The sequence below is a fragment of the Arthrobacter sp. TmtSoilC77 genome (assembly GCF_059739415.1).
In genome coordinates, this window is record NZ_AP046050.1 from 3,079,768 (window position 1) to 3,101,554 (window position 21,787).

The 21,787-nt window shown below is 62.1% G+C and carries 19 protein-coding genes and 1 tRNA gene; 7 read left to right on the forward strand and 13 right to left on the reverse strand.

Annotation, left to right across the window (positions count from 1 at the left end; translation table 11 throughout):
- Positions 1–107 precede the first annotated feature (107 nt).
- The 12 genes from AC6I99_RS14205 to argS all read right to left on the reverse strand — a co-directional run bounded on the left by AC6I99_RS14205 (position 108) and on the right by argS (position 15,422).
- The gene (locus tag AC6I99_RS14205) at positions 108–1,226 is read right to left on the reverse strand and encodes an MraY family glycosyltransferase (protein ID WP_477515078.1); all 1,119 of its coding nucleotides are present in this window, start codon (positions 1,224–1,226) and stop codon (positions 108–110) included.
- Between the two features lie 282 nt (positions 1,227–1,508).
- On the reverse strand, positions 1,509–2,465 hold the full coding sequence (locus tag AC6I99_RS14210; RefSeq protein WP_497961154.1) for a glycosyltransferase: 957 nt from the start codon (positions 2,463–2,465) through the stop codon (positions 1,509–1,511).
- Positions 2,466–3,251, reverse strand: a complete 786-nt coding sequence (locus AC6I99_RS14215; RefSeq protein WP_497961155.1) for a WecB/TagA/CpsF family glycosyltransferase — start codon at positions 3,249–3,251, stop codon at positions 2,466–2,468.
- Positions 3,248–4,090 (reverse strand): L-threonylcarbamoyladenylate synthase, encoded by an 843-nt coding sequence (locus tag AC6I99_RS14220; protein WP_497961156.1) that lies wholly within the window; start codon positions 4,088–4,090, stop codon positions 3,248–3,250. Before AC6I99_RS14220 ends, AC6I99_RS14215 begins: the two co-directional genes overlap by 4 nt.
- 12 nt (positions 4,091–4,102) lie before the next feature.
- Positions 4,103–4,975: a peptide chain release factor N(5)-glutamine methyltransferase gene (gene prmC, locus AC6I99_RS14225; protein WP_497961157.1), complete on the reverse strand. Its 873-nt coding sequence runs from the start codon at positions 4,973–4,975 to the stop codon at positions 4,103–4,105.
- A gap of 44 nt (positions 4,976–5,019) precedes the next feature.
- Positions 5,020–6,093, reverse strand: a complete 1,074-nt coding sequence (gene prfA / locus AC6I99_RS14230; protein WP_497961158.1) for a peptide chain release factor 1 — start codon at positions 6,091–6,093, stop codon at positions 5,020–5,022.
- A 303-nt stretch (positions 6,094–6,396) separates the two neighbouring features.
- The gene (gene rho, locus AC6I99_RS14235; RefSeq protein WP_497961159.1) at positions 6,397–8,586 is read right to left on the reverse strand and encodes a transcription termination factor Rho; all 2,190 of its coding nucleotides are present in this window, start codon (positions 8,584–8,586) and stop codon (positions 6,397–6,399) included.
- 307 nt (positions 8,587–8,893) lie between these two features.
- The gene (gene thrB, locus AC6I99_RS14240; RefSeq protein WP_224164686.1) at positions 8,894–9,868 is read right to left on the reverse strand and encodes a homoserine kinase; all 975 of its coding nucleotides are present in this window, start codon (positions 9,866–9,868) and stop codon (positions 8,894–8,896) included.
- Between the two features lie 2 nt (positions 9,869–9,870).
- The gene (gene thrC, locus AC6I99_RS14245; protein WP_309928965.1) at positions 9,871–10,974 is read right to left on the reverse strand and encodes a threonine synthase; all 1,104 of its coding nucleotides are present in this window, start codon (positions 10,972–10,974) and stop codon (positions 9,871–9,873) included.
- Complete coding sequence (locus tag AC6I99_RS14250) at positions 10,975–12,291, reverse strand: homoserine dehydrogenase (protein ID WP_497961160.1); 1,317 nt, start codon at positions 12,289–12,291, stop codon at positions 10,975–10,977.
- Positions 12,284–13,768 (reverse strand): diaminopimelate decarboxylase, encoded by a 1,485-nt coding sequence (gene lysA / locus AC6I99_RS14255; protein WP_497961161.1) that lies wholly within the window; start codon positions 13,766–13,768, stop codon positions 12,284–12,286. Before lysA ends, AC6I99_RS14250 begins: the two co-directional genes overlap by 8 nt.
- 4 nt (positions 13,769–13,772) lie before the next feature.
- Positions 13,773–15,422 carry an arginine--tRNA ligase gene (gene argS, locus AC6I99_RS14260; RefSeq protein ID WP_497961162.1) on the reverse strand — a complete coding sequence of 550 codons (1,650 nt, stop codon included), beginning with the start codon at positions 15,420–15,422 and terminating at the stop codon, positions 13,773–13,775.
- Between the two features lie 245 nt (positions 15,423–15,667).
- On the opposite strand from argS, the gene AC6I99_RS14265 reads away from it, so the two are divergent.
- The 6 genes from AC6I99_RS14265 (at position 15,668) to AC6I99_RS14290 (ending at position 20,365) form a co-directional block, all read left to right on the forward strand.
- The gene (locus tag AC6I99_RS14265) at positions 15,668–16,144 is read left to right on the forward strand and encodes an FMN-binding protein (RefSeq protein ID WP_224087999.1); all 477 of its coding nucleotides are present in this window, start codon (positions 15,668–15,670) and stop codon (positions 16,142–16,144) included.
- Between the two features lie 5 nt (positions 16,145–16,149).
- The gene (locus AC6I99_RS14270; RefSeq protein WP_497961163.1) at positions 16,150–17,022 is read left to right on the forward strand and encodes an FAD:protein FMN transferase; all 873 of its coding nucleotides are present in this window, start codon (positions 16,150–16,152) and stop codon (positions 17,020–17,022) included.
- Positions 17,019–18,521, forward strand: a complete 1,503-nt coding sequence (locus tag AC6I99_RS14275; RefSeq protein WP_497961164.1) for an FAD-dependent oxidoreductase — start codon at positions 17,019–17,021, stop codon at positions 18,519–18,521. The genes AC6I99_RS14270 and AC6I99_RS14275 overlap by 4 nt, the downstream gene beginning before the upstream one ends.
- A gap of 121 nt (positions 18,522–18,642) precedes the next feature.
- Positions 18,643–18,715 (forward strand) — tRNA-Arg (locus AC6I99_RS14280).
- Between the two features lie 237 nt (positions 18,716–18,952).
- Positions 18,953–19,969 (forward strand): M4 family metallopeptidase, encoded by a 1,017-nt coding sequence (locus tag AC6I99_RS14285; RefSeq protein ID WP_497961977.1) that lies wholly within the window; start codon positions 18,953–18,955, stop codon positions 19,967–19,969.
- A gap of 84 nt (positions 19,970–20,053) precedes the next feature.
- A complete protein-coding gene (locus AC6I99_RS14290; RefSeq protein ID WP_497961165.1) occupies positions 20,054–20,365 on the forward strand; it encodes a protealysin inhibitor emfourin in 312 nt (103 codons plus the stop codon).
- Here AC6I99_RS14290 and AC6I99_RS14295 read toward each other — a convergent pair.
- Positions 20,362–21,330, reverse strand: a complete 969-nt coding sequence (locus tag AC6I99_RS14295; protein ID WP_497961166.1) for a GlxA family transcriptional regulator — start codon at positions 21,328–21,330, stop codon at positions 20,362–20,364. The two genes, AC6I99_RS14290 and AC6I99_RS14295, sit on opposite strands and share 4 nt — an antisense overlap.
- An 81-nt stretch (positions 21,331–21,411) precedes the next feature.
- On the opposite strand from AC6I99_RS14295, the gene AC6I99_RS14300 reads away from it, so the two are divergent.
- On the forward strand, positions 21,412–21,582 hold the full coding sequence (locus AC6I99_RS14300) for a hypothetical protein (RefSeq protein WP_223946385.1): 171 nt from the start codon (positions 21,412–21,414) through the stop codon (positions 21,580–21,582).
- The last annotated feature ends 205 nt before the right edge of the window (positions 21,583–21,787 follow it).

Consider the following 21,787-nt stretch of genomic DNA (forward strand, 5'->3'; position numbering starts at 1 on the left):
ACCAATCCTCGTGGCACGGGTGCCATATTCTCAAAGTGGGGTTACGGGCGAGTGACTGTCCGCAGAAAGAATTCTACATGAGATAGAACTGTGACCATAACCGGAAGTCATGAGCGCTCCCCCGGGCCCGCGGTATTCCGCGTGAAGTACGGCCATGCGGTAACAGCGGCCATGACGAGAGCAGCAACAACCACCACGATCAACACAATCTGCCACGGGAACACTGCGAACGCCACCCCGCCGAACGCCAGGATGCACGTCCAGACATAAAGCATGACGACGGCGGTGCGGTGCGAGTAGCCGAGGTCCACCAGCTTGTGGTGGAGGTGCCCACGGTCTGCGGACCAAGGAGACTGTCCCCGAGCGGTCCTGCGAACCACGGCCATTCCGAAATCCAGGAGCGGTAGGGACAGCACGGCGAACGGCAGGAGGATCGGGATGATCGTCGGGATGCCGTTGGCCCGGTCATAGAGCCCGGATCCGATTTGCCCCGTTGCCACTACGCCGGCTGAAGCCATGAGGAGACCGATGAGCATGGCACCGGAGTCCCCCATGAAGATCTTGGCTGGAAACCAGTTGTGCGGCAGGAATCCTATGCAGCCGCCCACCAGGATCGCCATCAGGAGTGTCGCAAGGTCTGAATTGTCAGTGGATGGGTTGTTCCGATGAACCCAGTACGCAGTGAGGAAGAAGGCGCCGCCGCCTATGGTGGCTACACCTGCAGCCAATCCATCCAACCCATCAATGAAGTTGACGGCGTTCATGGTGGTAACAATCAGCCCTGCTGTCAGGACAATCTGGACGAGCTCGGATTCAATCAGGATCGGTTCGGGGATGAACGGAACCACGGACATCCTCACACCCCAAATGGCGACGATGAAAGCCGCTGCTGCCTGCCCCAGGAGCTTGATCCACCAGCGGATATCGAGGATGTCGTCCGCGACCCCCACTGCGACAATCACGACTGCTCCGGCCAAGATGCCCCACGGAGCATCGTTATGCCTGAATATGTCCTTCACGAAGAACGAGTTGCTAGCCACCACAAGGGCAACAAAAAAGCCTGCAAAGATGCCAAGCCCGCCCAGTTTTGAGATGAGTGCGGAGTGCATGTCCCTGCTGCGGATGGGACGGTAAAGCCGTAATTTGTTCCCGAGTACGCGGGCTCCCCACGTGCCGGCATAGGACACCAAGGCAGCCGTGAGCGCCATCAGCAGGTACATAATCATGACGCGGCTCCGGAAAGCAGCACAATGCCGGAATCAGCTGCACGGACCAACGTATGCAGCCGGTGCATCGCTGGAAAGCCGTGTAGTTCCGGGCAGGTCAAGGTGTGGATTTCTGTCTGTCGATAAATGGAACTACTCCGTCGCCATGCCTGCACCGGCTGTGCCAAATGATGCTGGGATTTCTGTGGACTCTAGTCACGATACTAATGCCAATGGTCGTGGCCACCGGCGTGACGCAGCCGCAAGACTACAGCTGATGTGCTGTAGCCACGCGGCCGGCTTCTACCTGGCAGGCTCCTGGACGTTACGCAGGGCGTAGATCCCCTTGAGCACTTCGGCGTTGGACCGGGGCGCCTTCAAACTATGGCGCAGGCCCTTGAACAAGCCATCAAGCAGTATTTTGCGGTTTGACGACGCAGCAATGGTCTTGGCCCAATTGCGTAGCGAAGCTCCCGTAAAGAGGACCTTTTCCCAAGGAGCCAGGGCGTTGGATCTCGTGTAGACCCAGAGCTTGTTACGAACTTCGTAGTAGAACCGGGGGCCGGGGTCCGCCCCTGCATCTCCAAACACTTTGGTGTGATGGCTGGCAACCGACGCATTGGTAGCGAGGGCAGTTCCCCGGCGCGAAACCCTGGCCGTGTATTCGAGGTCATCGTTCCAGATGAAGTAATCGGCAATGGGCAGTCCGTGACGCCGGATCTCGTCAGCGCGAATCAGGACAGAGACGAAGGATGCGCTGCGGATCTGAACCGCTCCTAGCCGGGCAGCGGTGCTGCGCGCCGCCTCGCTGGCACCGATGCGTGGACGCATGCGGTTCATTGGGTGGTCGCGACCATCCGTCCACACCACCCGGCTGGCGATGAACGCGGGAGCTTCCCCGGTTTCCTGTTCATAAGCCTCAGACACATCCAGCGCCTCGCGAAGTGCGCCGGGCTGCGGTTCGGTGTCGTCGTCCATGATCCAGACGTGGTCAGCGCCGTGGTCCAGGACTGCGCGCTCCATGCCCACAACAAATCCCCCGGCGCCGCCCACGTTGGCGTTGAGCGTAACAACGTCCGTGGGCACAGGGCCCCGATAGGCCCTGAGGAACTCCGCAGTTTCGTCTGTGGAGGCGTTGTCCACGACGACGACGGCGTCCGGCACCTCGGTCCCGGCGGTGATGCCGGCCAAGGTGGTCTCAAGGAGTTCACGCCGGTTATAGGTCACCACAACGGCGACCACAACGGGTTTGGACGTCATTTACTTGCCTTTGGTCTGGGATGGCTGGAAGTGGCGCCGAATCAACAGGCCCGCCAACTTCCACGGTTCAACGAAAACTCTGTAGGCAACACGGCCCGGATGGAGAACCAGGCGCCACGCCCATTCGAGCCCAAGGCGCCCGAGCCAACGCGGCGCGAGCTTCTGGACGCCGGCCACCTGTTCAATGGCACCGCCAACGGCACAATACACAGCGGGCGGAAACTGAGTGAGTCGCCGATGCAGCACCGTCTCCTGGAGCGGCATGCCAAGGCCCAGCAGCACCAGTTGGGGACGGAAGCGGTCCAACCATTCCACGACAGCCATTTCCAAGGCCTCGTCCCATTCTTCGCCGGGCATTCCATCTACCGTCGCATCAGGAATGATGGTGCGCAGCCGGGCCACCGCCTGCGTATTTGCCGCCCGTCCGGCGCCGATCACGGCCACCCGTTCCAACCCCTTCACTCCCCCAAGAGCCGGGATCCAGTCCATGGATCCAAGCCGGTAGGCCATGGGGCCTTGTCCCAGTGGCTTCAGTTGCCGTTTGTGGGCCAAGCCCCAAAGCATAGCTACCGGGGCGCCGTCGAGGAGGACGATCGAGCTTTGATCGTAAAGTGAACGGAAATCTGCGCACGAGTGGAACAGCGTAATGCTGTGAAGGTTGTGTCCGAGCACAATGCGGGTGGTTCCGGTGGAGATGAGTCCGTCCAGTGCATCGATCAATTCATTGACGCGCAGCGGAGTCGCGTCTACGTCAAGGACGGGGACGCGCTGGCGTTCCGGAATCATTCGGGTTTGGCTTCACGTGGGGCGTCGGGTGCCGATGCTGATACAGCAGGCGCCGGATCCTCGACGACGGGTGCTTCCGTTACTTCGACAGGTGCGTCCTGCGCCGTGGCCGCTTCGGAGACGGGTTTTTCCTGTGCTGCTGCCGCGGTTTCTGCCGCCGGAGCAACATAAGATACAGGCTCGTCAACGGCGAGGACGGAAGGAACAACTTCACGCAAGCGTTCCAGGGAGATGGCGCCCTGACGTACCACCCGGAAGGGTTCGGAGGTCGCATCCACGATGGTGGAAGGCAGTGCAGCAGTACCCTTCACGGGCCGGAAGCCGCCTTCAAGGTAAACTTCCACGGAATCTGCGAGCTGGAGCCGCGCCTCTGAGGCGGTCTGTGCTGCTTCCTGGCCCGTGCGGTTGGCCGATGACACAGCCAGCGGGCCGGTAAGGCCCAGGAGCTCCAGTGCGAGTTCGTCGTCGGGCATCCGCAGGGCCACCGTGCCCTTGGTATCACCCAGGTCCCAATCCAAAGACGGCTGGGCGTGGAGGATGAGCGTCAATCCACCGGGCCAGAACGCCTGCGCCAAGGCCCTGGCGTTGGCGGATACATCGCTCGCGAGTCCGTCCAGGGCATTGATGCGCGGAATCAGGACCGGAGGGGGCATTTGCCGGCTACGGCCCTTGGAAGCCAACAACATTGTCACGGCCAAGGGGGAAAAGGCGTCAGCTGCAATGCCGTACACGGTGTCCGTCGGCAGCACGATGCACTTCTTTTCGCTGATGGCACGCTGCGCGTGCTGAAGTCCTTCAGCCCGCTGGTCATCGGAAGTGCAATTGTAGGTTGTGGTCACAGCGCTATTCTTTCACTCATCAGGAGCCTTGTTTGCCAGCACCGCACTCGTGGCACGTTCCTTGCCATTGAGGTCAAAGTGCGTCGTGATGTCCTGCCAACGTCCCGCTCGACGCAACATGCCGCTGATCCAATCCGCCTGGACTTCTGCGTGTTCCATCACGAAGTAACCGCCGGCTTTCAGGAGGCGGCCCGCGGTAGCCGCTGCCGCCGTCGGGAGTTCCATGCCATCCGCTCCCCCGCCGTACAGTGCTTCGGGCGGATCATGCAGCGCAACTTCCGGCTCGTTCGGGATGGCTTCGGCAGGGATGTACGGAGGATTGGACACCACCACGTCAAAGGAGCCGTTGTGTTCGGGCAAGGCATCCCTAAGATCACCCTGGACCAGGTGGACGCCCAGCGGTTCAAGGTTCCTGCTGGCCCAGGCATGGGCAAAAGTGCTGAACTCCACGGCATGGACTTCAGCCCCTGGAACCTCCTGGGCGATTGAACCGGCAATGGCTCCGGAACCGGTTCCGAGGTCCACGATCTTGGGGTGGGACATTCCGGCCACGTGGTCGATGACAAGCTGGACAACGGATTCCGTTTCGGGCCTGGGGATGAATACGCCAGGGCCCACCCGCAGCTCAAGGTGGCGGAAATACGCGACGCCGGTGATGTGCTGAAGCGGGACGCGCCCGGCACGCTCAGCCACCAGTTCGGCGTAGCCTTCAGGTGCGGGCGAATCGCCCAGGAGCATTGCCCGCAACCGGCCCAGCCCCACGCCCAACAGGTGCTCCGCAAGAAGTTCGGCATCGACGCGCGGGGTGGGGACTCCGGCGTCGGATAAAACCGCAGTGGCCTCGCGAACGGCGTCCGCGAGGCTCTGGCCTGGGAAAATCGTCATATCTATGCCCTGACAGCTGGAAATCGGGAGCTGGCGGTGCTCTGCTATTCGCCCAGGGCGTCCAGGCGCGACTGCTCGTCGGCTTCAATCGCCGACTGGATGACCGGTTCCAGATCACCATTCATCACGGCGTCGAGGTTGTAGGCCTTATACCCGGTGCGGTGGTCCGCGATCCGGTTTTCCGGGAAGTTGTAGGTGCGGATGCGCTCCGAGCGGTCCATCGTACGGATCTGCGACTTGCGCTGTTCGGAGTTGGCGGCGTCGATCTGTTCCTGCTGGTGGGCCAGGAGCCGGGCACGAAGCACGCGCATACCGGCTTCACGGTTCTGCAACTGCGACTTTTCGTTCTGCATGGCCACCACGATGCCCGTAGGCAAGTGGGTGATGCGAACTGCGGAGTCGGTGGTGTTGACGGACTGGCCGCCGGGACCGGAGGAACGGTAGACGTCGATCTTGAGGTCGTTCTGGTTGATTTCCAGTTCTTCGGGTTCATCCACTTCCGGAAGCACCAGGACACCGGCTGCGGACGTGTGGATACGGCCCTGCGACTCTGTAACCGGAACCCGCTGTACCCGGTGCACGCCGCCCTCGAACTTCAACCGCGCAAAGACGCCCTCCGCGGGGTCGTTCGAGTTGCCCTTGATGGCCACGGACACGTCCTTGTACCCACCCAGGTCAGACTCCGTGGCGGATATCATCTCGGTCTTCCAACCCCGGGACTCGGCGTAACGCATGTACATACGCAGAAGGTCACCGGCGAACAACGCAGCTTCGTCGCCGCCTTCGCCACCCTTGACCTCAAGGATGACGTTGCGGGCATCGTCAGGATCACGGGGAATCAGCAAACGGCGCAACTTCTCCTGGGCAGCAGGAATCTGCTCCTGCAGCACCTCCACCTCTGCGGCGAAATCGGGATCCTCGGCAGCCATTTCCTTGGCCGCCTCGAGGTCGTCATTGATTCCGCGCCACTTGTTGTACGCCTCCACAATGCCCTGGAGCTGGGCAGAACGCCGCCCCAGTTTCCGGGCCGCAGACTGATCGGCATAAACAGCAGGATCACTCAACTGCGCCTGGATAGCAGCATGTTCATCAAGCAATCCCTGAACGGACTCAAACATTTTCAAACCTCTTTCGACTTCAACAAGTCTAATAACTGCGATGAGGGGCTACGTACAGCCCTCGTCGGCTGTGCCAACACACGCCGTGCTGAGCACTCGTGGTGACGAGCCAAGGATCTCCGTTTAAACAAAGACCGCTCAAAATATGCCGGCCAGGGAAGGTGGGCCGGGAACGGAACGAGCCGCCGATTCTGCTGCCCCGGGAGTGGCTTCGGGCCTGCCGGAGCGTGGTGGCCAAGTCCGTAAGGACGTGGCCACCACGCGTAGGGGCGGGGGCAGCAGAATCAGCGGCTCAGTAGGCAGCTATTTGTCGTTGTCCGACTTCGCTCCAAGCGTCGTCTTCTGAACCTGCATGAGGAACTCGACGTTGCTTTGCGTCTCCCGGATCTTGTTCGTCAGCAGCTCAAGGCTCTGCTGCTGCTCAAGGCCTGAAAGGACCCGGCGCAGCTTCCACATGATCTTGACTTCTTCCGGTGAGAGCAGGTTCTCTTCGCGACGCGTGCCGGACGCGTTGACGTCCACGGCCGGGAAGATTCGCTTGTCTGCCAGCTGGCGGGACAGGCGGAGCTCCATGTTGCCGGTGCCCTTGAACTCCTCGAAGATAACTTCGTCCATCTTGGAGCCGGTCTCGACCAGAGCCGTTGCCAGGATGGTCAGCGAGCCACCGTTTTCGATGTTGCGGGCAGCACCGAAGAAGCGCTTCGGCGGGTAGAGCGCTGCGGAGTCCACACCACCGGACAGGATACGGCCGGAGGCCGGTGCTGCCAGGTTGTAGGCGCGGCCCAGGCGGGTCATGGAGTCCAGGAGGACCACCACATCCATGCCCATTTCAACGAGGCGCTTGGCGCGTTCGATAGAGAGCTCGGCAACCGTGGTGTGGTCATCTGCGGGACGGTCGAAGGTGGAGGCAATGACCTCACCCTTGACGGTGCGCTGCATGTCCGTGACTTCTTCGGGACGTTCGTCAACCAACACCATCATGAGGTGGACCTCAGGATTGTTGGTGGTGATCGCGTTCGCAATGGACTGCAGGATGAGCGTCTTTCCGGCCTTGGGCGGGGAGACGATCAGGCCACGCTGGCCCTTGCCGATCGGAGCCACGAGGTCGATGACACGCGGACCGATCTTCTTGGGGTCGGTTTCCAGGCGCAGGCGCTCGGACGGGTACAGCGGCACGAGTTTGGCGAACTCGACGCGGTCCTTGAGCTCTTCAGGAGTCTTGCCGTTGACCGAAGTAACACGAACGAGGGCGTTGAACTTCTGGCGCGAGGACTGCTGGTTGCGGTCTTCACCTTCGCGTGGCGCACGGATGGCGCCCACGACGGCGTCTCCCTTGCGGAGGTTGTACTTCTTGACCTGTGCCAGCGAAACGTAGACGTCGTTCGCGCCGGGGAGGTAGCCGGAAGTCCGGATGAATGCGTAGTTCTCCAGGACGTCCAGGATGCCTGCTACGGGGAGCAGGACGTCGTCTTCGGTAACCTCGATGTCATCAACATCCGGGCCCTGCGCACGGCCGCGACGGCGTTCGTTGCGGTCGCGGAAGCGGTCGCTGCGGGTGTTGCCGTCCCGGCTCTCCTGACCGCCACGACGGTCGCTGCGCTCGTTCTGATCGTTGCGATCACGGCGGTTCCTGCGGTTGCGGCGATTGCCCGTATCTTCGAGGTCGTTGGTGTCCTCGCGGCGGCCGCGGGAGTCACGACGTTCACGCGACTGATCGCCAGAGTCGGCCTGTTCGCGCTGTTCCGTACGTTCGGCACGCTGTTCACGCTGGTCAGTACGCTCGGCGCGCTGTTCGCGCTGTTCGGTCCGCTCGGCGCGCTGTTCGCGCTGTTCGGTCCGCTCGGCGCGCTGTTCGCGCTGTTCGGTCCGCTCGCCACGCTGGTCAGCACGCTGTTCCGTGCGCTCGGGATGCTGCTCGGCGGCCGGGGCTTCTGCAGTTTCGTCCGGAGCTGCAGCAGTCTCGGTGCGACGACGGTTACGGGTGCGGGGCTGGCGACGCTCGGTGGCGGCTTCGCTGCCTTCCGGTGCTGCCTCGGGCTCTGACACCGGCGCGGCCGGCGCTTCAGCAGGTGCAGCGGCCTCTGCCGCGGCAACGACGCCATCGCTGGTGGCGCGGCGGCTACGGCCACGTCCACGTCCACGAGGGGCTTCCTGGGCCGGCGCTTCCGTGCCCACTTCAGCGGCAGGAGCGCTCTTCTCCGCAACCTTGGCCTCGGCAGCCGGGGCTGCCTTGGGCGCGGTGGCAGCCTTCGTCGACGCCTTGGCCGGGGCCTTGGCGGTAGAAGTCCCTGCACGATGGGCGGAAATGGCTGTAACCAAGTCCCCCTTACGCATACGGGACCCACCGGAAATCCCCAGCTGGCTGGCAAGAGCCTGGAGCTGGGCGAGCTTAAGGCCTGCAAGGCCGCTGCTCTTGGTGGTTGCTGCTGTTGACGACTCAGCAGCAGAAGTTGTTGTGTCCACAGCTGAAGCCAGCTCAGTGGTTTCTGTCACGAAGGATCCTTCCCCCTCGACGGCGTCCAGAGCGAGAGCTGGACGCGATGATTTGTTCTGGGCTGCAGTTCAGATCTGCAGCCGGTGATTTCGGCCGTGCCTGATGGATTGTGGCCAACAGGGCCGGATACTGATCGTCTTCACTGAACCCAGTTGCCCGGACAGCCGACTGAATATTCAGGGAACAGAGAGAGTTCTGCGGCACCTGAGACAGGCCGGAAGGAGACGGCACCGCCAGACGTTGGCACAGTTGACGAAAGGAACAGCGAAACCGCCGAAATCCAAAATCAGGGAACTGCCCGCGGCTTTACCGCCGGTGCACTTCCACTCTAGCACCTTCAACGTCCACAGCCAGCGTCATCACGCGCCAACCGACGTTGGGTGTGTTGGTGGCAGTAAACGCCTCGATGAATTCGACAACGGTTGCCGCTTCGCCGGGGCCGTTGGCCAGGACCATGACAGTAGGACCGGCACCGGAAACCACGGCAGCGTGACCGGCCGTCCGCAGTGCCGCAAGTAGGTCCGCGCTGGGCCGCATCGCTTCGGCACGGTAGCTCTGGTGCAGGTAGTCTTCGGTACCGGGCAGCAGGAATTCCGGCTGCGTGGTCAACGCGTGGATCAGCAACGCTGCACGTCCGGAGTTCATCGCCGCAGCATGGTGGCCCACCGACGCGGGCAAAAGTCCGCGGGCGGTTTCGGTGGAGAGTTCATAATCCGGAACCGCCACCACGGGAACCACGGATTGGGCCACTTCAGCACGCGTACTGCTGTACTGCTCGCTGTCCTGCCATGACAGCGCCAGCCCGCCGAAAATGGCGGGGGCGACGTTGTCCGGGTGGCCTTCCATTTCGCTGGTCAGCTGCAGGATCCAGTCAAGATCCTGCTGCGCCTCTTCTGGAACCAAGGAATTGGCGGCAGTAACGGCGGCTACAACTGCGGAAGCTGAGGAACCGAGCCCGCGTCCATGCGGATTGACGTTGTCAGCAGTGATCCTTAGCCCGGAGTGCCGGAAACCCAAACGTTCCAAGGCAAGGTCGATCGCACGCACCACCAAGTGGCTGGAGTCGCGCGGAAGGGTATCGGCGCCCTCACCGGAGAGCTCGAACTCGAGCTCTCCGGTGGTGAGCGTTTCCACCGTCAAGGTGTCATAAATTGAAAGGGCCAAGCCGAGGCTGTCGTAGCCGGGACCCAGGTTGGCACTCGTACCGGGGACCTTGACGGTCAGCCGCTGGCCTGCCGCGACGAGTCTACGATCGGTCGCGGTGGGCTGCGTTTGTTCCACTCTTATTTTTCTTCCAGTCCCAGTTCCGCGGCAACGGTTACGACGTCGTTGGACACCTTGACCGGCTGGACATCGCTACCGTCCTCCGTGCGGAGGGCCCACTGGGGGTCCTTCAGTCCGTGGCCGGTAACGGTGATGACGATGGTCTTGCCGGACGGAACCTCACCAGCAGCGTGTTTCTTGATCAGGCCTGCCACGCCGGCAGCCGAGCCGGGCTCGACGAAGACGCCTTCCTTGGAAGAGAGCCAACGGTGGGCGTCCAGGATTTCCTCATCCGTGACAGCTTCAATCAGGCCACCGGATTCGTCACGGGCGGCGACAGCCGTGTCCCATGATGCCGGGTTGCCGATGCGGATGGCAGTGGCAATGGTGTCCGGTTCAGTGATCGGGTGCCCTGCAACGAACGGCGCTGCACCCGCAGCCTGGAAACCCCACATGATGGGTGTCTTGCTGGAGACGGCCGGCAGTGTGCCGTTGGCGGTCTCGAAGGGAGCGGCGTACTCCTTGTATCCCTTCCAGTAGGCAGTGATGTTGCCGGCATTGCCCACGGGCAGAACGTGGATATCCGGGGCATCGCCCAGGGAGTCCACAACTTCGAAGGCACCGGTCTTCTGGCCCTGGATACGGGCAGGGTTGACCGAGTTCACCAGGAAGACCGGGTAGGACTCGCCCAGCTTGCGGGCGATGTCCAGGCAGTTGTCGAAGTTGCCGTCCACCTGCAGCAGCGTGGCGCCGTGCGCGATTGCCTGGCTGAGCTTGCCCATGGAGATCTTGCCTTCGGGGACCAGCACAGCGCACTTGAGGCCTGCGGCCGTTGCGTAAGCCGCGGCCGATGCCGAGGTGTTGCCGGTCGAAGCACATACAACAGCCTTGGCGCCGGCTTCGACGGCTGCCGTCATAGCCATGGTCATGCCCCGGTCCTTGAAGGAACCCGTGGGGTTCATGCCTTCGACCTTCAGGTACACCTGCGAGCCGGTCAGCTCGGAAAGCTTCTGTGCGTGGACGAGCGGGGTGCCGCCCTCCCCGAGGGTGATGACCTTCGTGGCTTCCGTTACAGGCAAACGATCAGCGTATTCGCGGATTACTCCGCGCCATTGGTGAGCCACTTAGACCCCTTCTACCCGCAGTACGGATGTCACAGAATTGATGACGTCAAGGCCCTTGACGGCCTCGACGGTTGCTGCGAGTGCAGCTTCGGATGCACGGTGCGTCACGATTTTCAGCTCAGCCGACTCAACATTCGAGGCGGCATCGCGGTGGATCGTTTGACGCATGATCTCGATGGATACGCCGTTCTCCGCAAAAATGTGGGCGATGCGAGCCAGCACACCTGCCTGGTCAGCCACATCCAGACCGATGTAGTAACTCGTAGTGGAGGCATCAATGGACAGCGCCGGAACATGACCGGTAGTTGTTTCCGTGCGGCCGGGGCCGCCAAGGACCAACCGCCGGGCAGCGGAGACGAGGTCGCCCAACACAGCAGAGGCAGTGGGAGTCCCCCCGGCACCCTGGCCGTAGAACATCAGTTCTCCAGCGTTTTCGGCTTCGATGAAGACTGCGTTGAATGCGCCACGGACTGCTGCCAACGGGTGTTCGCGCGGCAGGAGGGTGGGGTGCACGCGCACCGAAATTCCACTGCCGTTCCCTGAGGCTTCGATTTTCTCAGCGATGGCCAAAAGCTTGATGACGAAGCCGGCTTCCTTGGCCGAAGCGATGTCCGCAGCGCTGACCTTGGTGATCCCTTCGCAGTAGACGTCGTCCAGGGAGAACCTTGTATGGAAGGACAACGACGCCAGGATCGCTGCCTTGGCGGCTGCGTCATGGCCCTCGACGTCGGCAGTGGGATCTGCTTCGGCATAACCGAGCCGCTGGGCTTCGGCAAGGGCGTCCGCAAACTGTGCGCCAGTGCTGTCCATCTGGTCAAGGATGAAGTTGGTGGTCCCGTTCACGATCCCGAGAACCCTCGTAATGCGATCGCCGGAGAGGCTGTCGCGGATCGGGCGCAGGATGGGAATAGCACCGGCAACCGCAGCTTCGTAGGACAGCTGAACGCCGGCCTTGTCAGCCTCTTCGTAGAGAGTGGGGCCATCTTGCGCGAGCAGCGCCTTGTTGCCTGTGACAACGCAGGCGCCATTCTGGATGGCGGTGACGATGAGCGTACGCGCGGGTTCGATGCCGCCCACGAGCTCGATCACGAGGTCCGCGTCCTTGACGAGGGTCTCGGCGTCCGTGGTAAAGAGTTCACGCGGCAGTTCGACGTCGCGCGGCGAGTCGAGGTTGCGCACGGCAATACCGGACAGCTCGAGGCGGGCGCCACTGCGGGCGGCCAGTGCCTCGGCGTCGTCAATAAGAATGCGCGCGACCTGGGCCCCTACATTGCCACAGCCCAGCAGGGCCACCTTCAGGGTTCGCACTTCAGACATTCGCCACTCCCATGTCGCGGTTCAAGAGATCTTCTTCGGTTTCCCCGCGGACAATGAGCCTGGCGGCTCCGTCGCGCACAGCGACAACGCCAGGCCGGGCCAGGTAGTTGTAGTTGCTGGAGAGGGCCCAGCAATAGGCGCCGGTACCCGGTACTGCGAGCAAATCACCGGCTGCCACATCCGCGGGCAGATATACATCTCTAACAACTATGTCGCCGCTCTCGCAATGTTTGCCCACTACGCGGGACAGTTGCGGAGCTGCATCGGAGTCGCGGGACGCCAAAATCGCCGAATAATCCGCGTCGTAAAGCACCGGACGGGCGTTGTCGCTCATTCCGCCGTCCACCGACACATACCGACGCGGATACGTAACGTTCCCAAGGCCTGTTTCGGTGCCCGGAACGTCCACGCGAACAGTTTTAAGCGTTCCTACCTCATACAAAGTGAATGTGGTGCTCCCGACGATCGCGCGTCCGGGTTCGATGGAAACGCGGGGCGCCTCGATACCGAGTTCCGCGCACTTTGAGCGCACGACGGCGGCCATGGCCTGCGCGATTTCAGCTGCAGGGCGGGGAGTGTCCTCTGGCGTATAGGCGATACCGTAGCCGCCCCCGAGGTCCAGTTCCGGCAGGACGACGGAGTATTTGGCCTGCATCGCTGCCTGAAAGCCGAGGAGTTTTTCCGCGGCCAGCGCGAATCCGTCCGCCTCGAAGATCTGGGAACCGATGTGGCAGTGCAACCCCAGGAGCTCCACACTCGGGTACGACGTCGCGGCGGCAACGGCTTCCTCAGCTGCGGACAGGCCGGCTTCCTCAGTGGAGTCCTCAGCCATGGAGAGGCCAAACTTCTGGTCTTCGTGCGCTGTGGCGATGAATTCGTGGGTGTGGGCGTGGACCCCTGGCGTGAGGCGCAGCATGACCTTGGCGGTTTCGCCGCGGCTGGAAGCAATCTTGGCTACGCGTTCCAATTCATCGAGGCTGTCCACCACCATGCGGCCGACCTTCATGTCCAGCGCCCGGTTTATCTCGGCGTCGGATTTGTTGTTGCCGTGCAGGCCCAAATTGGCCCCCGGGATTCCGGCGCGGGCGGCAACAGCCAGTTCGCCCCCGGAACAGGTGTCCAGGCGAAGGCCTTCCTCAGCTACCCACTGTGCCACAGCCGTACACAGGAAGGATTTTCCCGCGTAGTAGACATCCACTCCCCCGCAGATGTCAGCGAAAGCGTCGTCGAAGGCGTCCTTGAAAGCACGGGCACGCGCACGGAAGTCGGATTCGCTCATCACAAAGAGTGGCGTGCCAAATTGCGCCTTGAGGTCGCTGACTGAAATCCCGTCAATGGTGACCTCACCGGCGTCGTTCTTCTCCACACCGGCTGCCCACATAGGTGCCTGGAGGACGTTAAGGTCCTCCGGGACAGCCAGCCATTCAGGAGCAAGCGGAGAGGCCTGGGGTGAATCTGGTGCGGTGTTTGTGGTCATGGCCTTACATCCGTTCCGGCGCGGAAACGCCTAGCAGTCCGAGTCCGTTGGCCAGCACCTGGCTGGTGGCGTCGTTCAGCCACAGACGGGTCCGGTTCACGTCCAGTACCGGTTCCTCGCCCTGCGGGGAGACACGGCAGGCATCGTACCAGCGGTGGTAGGCACCGGCGATGACCTCAAGATGGCGGGCAACGCGGTGCGGTTCGCGGAGCTCGGCTGCTTTGGCCACGATTGACGGGTAGCTCCCCAAATAGGAGAGAAGCTCGTTCTCCGTGGCATGATCCAGCAGCGATGCGTCGAATACGGACCGGTCCACCCCGGCCTCGGCGGCATTGCGCGCGGTTCCCCTGGAGCGGGCATGGGCGTACTGCACGTAGAACACGGGGTTTTCGTTGCTGTTCTTCTTGAGCAGTTCCGGGTCCAGTGTCAGCGGCGAGTCGGCAGGGAACCGGGCAAGGGAGTAGCGCACTGCGTCCTTGCCCAACCAGGAAATGAGGTCCTTGAGCTCAATAATGTTGCCCGCGCGCTTGGACAACTTGGCGCCGTTGACGGACACCAACTGTCCAATGAGGACCTCAATGTTTACTTCGGGGTCGTCGCCAGCGCACGCTGCAATCGCCTTGAGGCGATTGATATAGCCGTGGTGGTCGGCTCCAAGAAGGTAAATCTTCTCGGTGAAACCGCGGTCCTTCTTGGAGAGGTAGTACGCGGCATCGGCGGCGAAATATGTCGGTTCGCCATTGGCGCGGATCATGACGCGGTCTTTGTCATCGCCGAAGTCGGTGGTGCGCAGCCAAACGGCGCCGCCGTCGTCGAAGACGTGGCCCTGTTCGCGGAGCCGGGCAACGGCAGATTCAATGGCACCGGCGTCGTGCAGTTCCTTCTCGGAGAAGAAGACGTCGAATTCCACGCCGAAATCTGCCAGCGTTGCTTTGATATCCGCCATCTGTGCCTCGTAGGCAGCAGCACGAATGACCGGCAGGGCAGCCTCGTCTGTGAGTTCACGGATATCCGGGTGCGCCTTGAGTACTTCATCGCCGAGTTCGCGAATGTAGTCACCGGGATAGCCGCCCTCGGGGACGCCCCGGCCGTGGAGCCGGGAAAGGACTGAGTTGGCGAAGACGTTCATCTGCGAACCGGCGTCATTGATGTAGTACTCGGCGGTGACGTCGGCTCCCGAGGCCCGCAGCACGCGTGCGATCGCGTCGCCCAGGGCGGCCCACCGGGTGTGGCCAATATGAAGGGGTCCCGTGGGGTTGGCCGAAACGAATTCCATGTTCACAACATGTCCTGCGAGCGCCTGGTTGGTCCCGTAGGTGGAACCCGCCTCAACGATTGCCTTGGCAAGCGCGCCTGCCGTAGCAGCATCAACGGTGATGTTCAGGAAGCCGGGACCTGCGATTTCGACTCCGGTCACGCCGGCGATTCCCTGGAGGCGATGGCTGAGGATTCCCGCGAACTCGCGCGGATTCGTGCCGGCCTGCTTAGCCAATTGGAGGGCAATGTTGGTGGCCCAGTCTCCGTGGTCCCTGTTCTTGGGTCGCTCCACCCGGACGTCTCCGGGGACAGCGGATTCCGCCAAGGCGATTTCGCCGGCAGCAACGGCGTCCTTAAGGCAGGTGGATATGGCAGCAGAGAGTTCTTCGGGAGTCACCCATCCAGCCTACCGGGGGCCCGCAAACTCGTGGAATTAAGGCTCGTTTATGTGGATATCTTGGACACAGCAATCTTGGACACAGCACCTATACATAAACTGCTGGCGGCGCTCACAGACTGAACCATTACGCTGATTTCAACGTTGTGAAGACGTAAGAGGTGGCTTTAAGGCTCATCCACAGACCGACACCATCCCGTTGACCGCATGTTGATCACATCTTGTCCAGTTGAAACGAGCAGAACATGACTACGCCACTCCGCAAGAGCCTCTACGTCGGGTTCGCCAGCGTATCCATTATCGGGACGGCAGCTGCCTGTGCCCCCACAACGGAAGCCCCGTCAACCCAGACTCCGGCTACCCAGAATGGTGGCCAGGCTTCGACCACCAGTCCTTCTTCCTCTGGTTCGGCTGGAAACGGTGACTCCACGTACAAGGACGGCACGTACAGCGCCGATGGAACATATACATCGCCGAACGGCCAGGAGACTGTTGGGGTTCAGCTCAAGCTGGCCGGGGACAAGGTGGAGGCAGTGAATATTACCGTCCACCCCTCCAACCCCAATACCAGGAAGTTCCAGGGCGAGTTCGCCAGCGGTATCGCGGCGCAGATCGTTGGCAAAGACATCGACGACCTCAACGTTTCCAAGGTTGCCGGTTCTTCTTTGACCTCAGGCGGCTTCAACGATGCCGTGGAGCAGATCAAGTCCCAGGCAAAGTAGCAGCCATGCCGCATCCGGGTTGGAGCCGCTTTAGCTTCGAGGGGATCGGTACGCACTGGGAGATTTCGTCGTCGTCGATGCTTGAGCCGGAAGTGCAGCGCCAACTGCTTGCGACGGTAGCGGATTACGACCATACCTATTCACGGTTCAGGCAGGACTCCCTGGTGTCCGCTCTGCAGCGCGGTCCCGGCAGCATTTCCTTGCCCGGGCACTCTGTGGCCCTCCGCAACGTCTACGAGGCGCTGTACCGGATCAGTGGCGGCTCCATGACACCCCTGATCGGCAGTAGCTTGAACCGTCTTGGATATAGTGCCGGCTACACCTTGGTTCCTTCAGGCGCCCCTGAAGGTGCTGCCAGGTGGGAAGACGTCCTGGAATGGTCGGGAACCACGGTTTCGGGCAAGGTTCCGCTGGTATTGGATGTTGGCGCCGCAGGAAAGGGACAGCTCGTGGACCTGCTCGGCGAAGTCCTCCGTTCAGCTGGCTACGTGGACTTCCTGGTGGATGGCAGCGGCGACATGCTGCATTCCGGAAGCCTGCCCGTCACTGTGGCCTTGGAGCATCCTTATAACCCGAAGCAGGCGATCGGCACCGTGGAATTGGACAATTCCTCCCTCTGCGCCTCCGCGTCCAACCGCCGGGCGTGGGGCGACGGGCTGCACCATGTACTGGATGGAATCACAGGGCAACCCATCGAAACGACCGTGGCCACCTGGACCATGGCCGCGAGCGCGATGGTCGCAGATGCCTTGGCCACGGCACTCTTCATGGTGGAACCCGCCGCGCTTGAGGCTGAGTTCGATTTTTCCTGGCTACGGGTGTTTTCGAATGGGAGTGCCACATTTTCGGCTGGTTTTGAGGGGAGACTGTTCACATGAATGCCATGAAGTCGCGTTTGGACACCTGGTTGGGCCGCTTCACCATGTACCGCCTGATTTTGTGGGTTCTCGGGGTCCTGGTGGCCTACAGCCTGCTCCTGAACGTCTTGGGGTGGCTGACGTTCGGCCTGCCGCAGATGCTGGTTCACCTGTGCGTGTGCCTTGGGCTCACCTATGGATCGAATCGCCTGCTGGCCTTGCTTTTCCGGACCACGCCCCATTCGGAGTCTTCACTCATTACCGGCTTGCTCCTGTACTTCCTGTTCTGGCCCACGTTCGTCGCCACTGACATGCTGGGTGTCGCACTGGCTTGTGTCCTGGCCAGCGCTTCGAAATATGCTTTGGCTTTCCGTGGGCGCCACATTTTCAACCCAGCGGCTGCGGGGGCTTTCATCACGGGCTTGACCGGACTGAACATAGCCACCTGGTGGGCCGCAACGCCTGCCATGTTGTGGCTCCTTGTTCCTGGTGTCCTGGCGGTCCTGTACCGCACACGGAAAATGCTGATGGCAACAGTTTTCCTGCTGGTGGCCACCAGCATCGTCTGTGTCGAATTGCTGGGCCGCGGCATGACCTTCGGCCAGGCCCTGTGGCAGCCGTTGGCCCAGCGCCCCTTGCTTTTTTTCGTCGGCTTCATGCTTACTGAGCCCCTCACTCTCCCCCCACGCCGTTGGCAGCAATTGGCACTTGCCGGCGTCGTCGGCGTTGTCTTTGCGGTTCCGTACAATCTGGGCTTCGTGGCCAATTCGCCTGAACTCGCGCTTCTGGTGGGGAACCTGATCGCCTTTTTCCTGGGCCAACGGGGCCGCGTGGAACTGACATTCAAGGGTTCCCGGGCCCTGACACCGGGGACCAGGGAGTTCCGCTTCGAGCCACGGCGCCCTGTCCGCTATGCGGCCGGGCAATTCATGGAGCTGAACCTTCCGCATTCGGGGTCCGACGGCAAGGGCCGACGCCGGGTCTTCAGCATCACCAGCCCCCCGGGTGCTCCGGAAGTGACCTTCGGCGTTGGAACGGCCGGGCCCCTGTCCACCGCGAAGAAGACGTTGCTGGCGCTAAAGCCCGGTGACATGATTTCCGCCACAGCGGTTGGCGGAGACTTCCTGCTCCCGCACGACGCCGCCAAGCCGGTCCTGCTGATTGCCGCAGGTATTGGCATCACGCCTTTCCTTTCCCACCTTGCGTCCGACGACGCAGCCCGCGACACGGTGGTCCTCTACCTTGCCCAAGGCCGCGATGAACTCGCCGCCTGTGAGCAATTGGAGGCGTCCGGGGCAAAGGTGGTCGCCCGGCTCGCGGACGGCTCTACTCCCCCGGATTTCATGCACGACGCCGGAACCTCCAGGATCGACGCACAGCGCCTGAAGGAGCTGGTACCGGACATCGGGGCCCGCGAGGTATATGTCTCCGGTTCCCCGGCGAGCGTGGATTCCCTGCGGGCCGCTGCGCACGGTGCAGGGGCGCGGCGCGTACACGTTGACTCGTTTGCCGGGTACTGAACTATGGGTACCGCAGCGCCGCAGCGTGCAGGGCGCTAAAGATCATGGCCGCGTTTTCTTTTGGGGCCAGGTGGCTGCTAAGCTCTAGGACGTCCCACCGGCAACGGAGGGAACCCCGGATGCCCTCGTAGCTCAGGGGATAGAGCGTCTGCCTCCGGAGCAGAAGGCCGTAGGTTCGAATCCTATCGAGGGCACATACAAATACCCCGCCAGTCCAACTGGCGGGGTATTTTCGCGTTCCAGCTCGCGGCCCCAGCTCGCCCCCAGACCCAGCTCGGCCTCCGGGCCGCAACCCGGGTCGCCGCTATCAGTTCAGGGCTTGCCGGGCGAACTCGCCAAAATTGTCAGCCCCCGCTCCTAGGCTGATCACAGTTGCCAGTCGCCAAGAGCCAAAAGGGGTTGCTGTGATTTGTTCAATCGTTCCGCCTTACATGCTTCGAAGGATTGCCGCCCAGAGCGAGCCACGGCTTTGGGCTGTTGCCCGGGCCGCAAAGGAATCACTCCTGCACATCAAGGACCTCCAGGCTGTTCGTGCCGCCCCGGCACCCTCTACTCCGCCCAGTGCAGTGGCGGCACAGCCCGGCCCGCCAAAGCGCACCATCTACGATGCCGACACGTCGGAAAACCTGCCCGGCCGGGTAGTCCGCAAGGAGGGCGCTGCGCCTGTTGGGGACGCCGCTACCGATGAGGCCTATGACGGTTTGGGCAGCACCCACCGACTCTATGCAGAGATCTTCGGCCGGGATTCCGTCGATGGCGCCGGCCTGGCCCTGGACGCTACCGTTCACTACGGCAACCTGTACGACAATGCCTTTTGGGATGGCAATCAGATGGTCTTTGGGGATGGCGACGGGGAGATTTTCCAACGCTTCACCAAGTCAGTGAGCGTCATCGGCCACGAACTGGCCCACGGGGTCACGCAATTTACGGCAGGGCTCAATTACCGCAACCAGGCAGGTGCCCTGAACGAGTCCATGTCAGATGTCTTCGGTGTACTCGTGGAGCAGTACCTGAAGAAGGAAACCACGGAGCAAGCCAGCTGGCTGATCGGCGAGGGTCTTTTTACCGACAAAGTCCAAGGTGCGGCCTTGCGCTCGATGAAGGCCCCGGGCACCGCCTACGACGACGACATCCTGGGCAAGGACCCGCAGCCTGACTCGATGGACACATACGTTCGGACCAGTGCCGACAACGGTGGAGTACACATCAATTCGGGCATCCCCAACAGGGCTTTCTACCTTGTTGCCACAGAGTTGGGCGGCAATGCATGGGGTGTGCCAGGGCAGATCTGGTACGGGACACTCACCAGCGGGTCCCTGCCGCCAGCCTGCACCTTTGGCAAGTTCGCCAAGGCGACTGCGGCTACTGCGGAAGAACTTTTTGGCGTCGGCTCAGTAGAGCATGACGCCGTCCTGAAGGCGTGGGAGACTGTGAAGGTCAAGGTTTAGACCAGCCGGCGGGACCGTCCGGCCCCGGGCAGTCCCGCCGTCGTTGGCTTTCCGCCAGTTCGTCAAAACGAGAAGTAGCCGGTCATGAAAATCACCGTCCAGCGCAGCGGGGGCATAGCCGCGATGACGCGCGTCTGGAGCGTGGAGGCAGTGTCGGATGATGACAAAGAGCGCTGGATGCCGATCGTTGAGGCTTGCCCCTGGGACGAAGCCAAAAGCGAAGCCAGGACTCTGGACGAACCAGATCGGTTCACGTACTCCATCAGGGCAGGCCAACGGCGGGCGACACTACCCGAGAGCGCAGTCACTGGGCCTTGGCAGGAACTTGTGGAGTGTGCCAAGGCTGAAGGTTCGGAGTCCCGCGGCCCCCGCGGCCGCCTGGGGGTCCGCCGCTAAATCGCCTCGGCCAATTGCCCGCGGAAGGCCCTCCGGTAGCTCTGCGGGCTCGTATCCAGCACCTTGGTGAAGTGGTGGCGCAGCAAAACGGAATGCCCGAACCCTGCTTCGCGCGCGATCTCATCGATGTTGAGCTCCGTGGACTCCAGCAGTTCCTGGGCGCGGAGCACCCGCTGGGAATTCAACCACGCCGCGGGTGTTGTCCCTGTTTCCGCCCTGAAGCGGCGTGCGAATGTTCTGGGCGACATATGCAGCCGGGCAGCCAATTCGTTGACACTGTGTTCTTCGTCGAGGTGTTCAACCATCCACCGCAGGAGTTCCTCCATGGGCGCTGAACCACAGCGGGGCATGGGCCGGTCTATGAACTGGGCTTGGCCGCCGTCGCGATGGGGTGGGACCACCATGTCGCGCGCAATCGCGGCAGCTACGTTTGCTCCCAACTCCACACGGACAAGATGGAGGCAGGCATCGATTCCGGCGGCGGTCCCTGCGCTGGTAATGATGGTTCCATCCTGTACATAGAGGACATTCTCATCCACTACCACTGCGGGGTATCGACTCGCCAGGTCCTGCGAGTAGTGCCAATGGGTGGTGCATCGCCGGCCGTCCAGCAGGCCGGCCCGTGCCAAGGCGTATGCGCCGGAGCAGATGGACATCACCCACGCGCCGCGGGCGTGGGCCGCCCGCAGCGCATCCAGGACAGATACGGGGACCTCCTGGTCCCTTCCGAAAGGCGCCATGATGACAAGGTCCGCATCAGCAGCAGCCTCCAGTCCAAGGTTGACGTGCAAGGAGAGGCCGGACTTCATTCGGATGTCCCCCGGTTCCGGCGCGCACACCCTGAAGTCGAAGGCAGGTACGCCTGCGCCACGGTCGGATCTATCGATTCCGAAGACCTCAAAGGCCGTACCGAACTCGAAGATCGAGAAGTTGGGGACAACGATCACGGCTACTGACTTCAACATATCTCCAGTGTGGCAGAAAATTGTCGAAATGGGGCATTTCTGCCACTGTTTCTTGGGTGCCGCCAAGAGAAGACTGAAGCCATGGAAATCTTCGGAATCATCCTCTTCATCGTCCTCATCACCGCCGTCGCAGCCACCGTTACCGCCCTTCTCAAGGACGGACGCGGCCACAACCCACCCATCAACTCCAAGGAACCCTGGAGCGCCTTCGACGCTCCAAGTACTCCCTACTGGAACCCCCGCATCTACTAGCCGCCCCCCAGCCCACTGGAATCATCGAGCCAGATCTGTCCATCCGACGCCCGTCCTTCAGGGAATTCACCAGGATCCCGAACGACGGGCGTCTCTATGCGACCCGCTTCCACCGCGGCCTTTAAGGACAGCGGCGCGGCAGCCGGGCCTGCCCGACATGTGACAGCGACAGCGGACGTTGACAGGAAGCCACAGTAGACTGGCA